Origin of the sequence: Streptomyces ipomoeae 91-03 (genome assembly GCF_000317595.1) — a bacterium.
Classification (GTDB): Bacteria; Actinomycetota; Actinomycetes; order Streptomycetales; family Streptomycetaceae; genus Streptomyces; species Streptomyces ipomoeae.
Genome location: NZ_AEJC01000018.1, coordinates 1 through 772 on the forward strand (window position 1 = coordinate 1; position 772 = coordinate 772).

A 772-nucleotide genomic window follows, 5' to 3' on the forward strand; every position below is an offset into this window, starting at 1 on the left:
TGAGCAACGGCGTCAAGGCGTACGGCGGCACCCTGCTCCCCTCGGCGGCGACCCTCTGCACCAGGGAATCCTCCGGGTGGCCGGGTGCAGTCAGCCGGCGTACCCGTGGAAGCCCCTGCCCGCCTTGCGGCCCAGCATGCCGGCCTCGACCAGGCGTCGCAGGAGCGGCGGTGGGGCGTAGTGGGGCTCCCGGAACTCCTCGTGGAGGGCTTCCGCTATGGAGAGGACCACATCCAGCCCGATCAGGTCCGCGAGCCGCAGCGGGCCCATCGGATGGGAGCAGCCGAGCATCATGGCGTCGTCCACGGTGTCCGCCGTCGCCGTTCGGTCTGTTCGGCCGGTCGGCCGTGTCCGTCCGGTCCGTCCGTGTCATCGGGTACTCGGGGTACTCGGGGTACTCGGGTACTCGGGGTACTCGGGGTACTCGGGTACTCGGAGTCTCCGTTTCTCGGGATCGGCGGGGTCATCGGGCCGGTACGGCGACGGCCGCCTCGGGCCCTGGGGTCACTGGAGCGGGGACCGGCTCTGACGGGGCTTCGGTGTCGCGCAACAGGTTCAGCCGGTCCTCGCCGACGCGGTCCCGCATGGCCTGGTCGGTCACCCCGAGCCCCGGGCGGGGTGCCAGGCACAGCACGCCCACCTTGCCGGTGTGCCGGTTCGTCTGGACGAGCCGGGCGGCCTCAGCCGCCTCGGCGAGCGGGTGGACGGTGGAGAGGACCGGCACCAGGTGACCCAGGCGGAACAACCGGTTGCACTCCGACTGCTCCTGCAG

The 772-nt window shown here is 71.9% G+C and carries 1 protein-coding gene and 1 pseudogene; both read right to left on the minus strand.

Annotated features, from left to right (window positions below; translation table 11 throughout):
* Window positions 1-90: 90 nt before the first annotated feature.
* Window positions 91-321, minus strand: a pseudogene (locus STRIP9103_RS01075) (3-hydroxyacyl-CoA dehydrogenase family protein); the annotation flags it as partial.
* Window positions 322-463: 142 nt separating this feature from the next.
* The coding region (locus STRIP9103_RS01080) for a zinc-binding dehydrogenase (RefSeq protein WP_158696840.1) at window positions 464-772 on the minus strand (309 nt) is incomplete at its 5' end.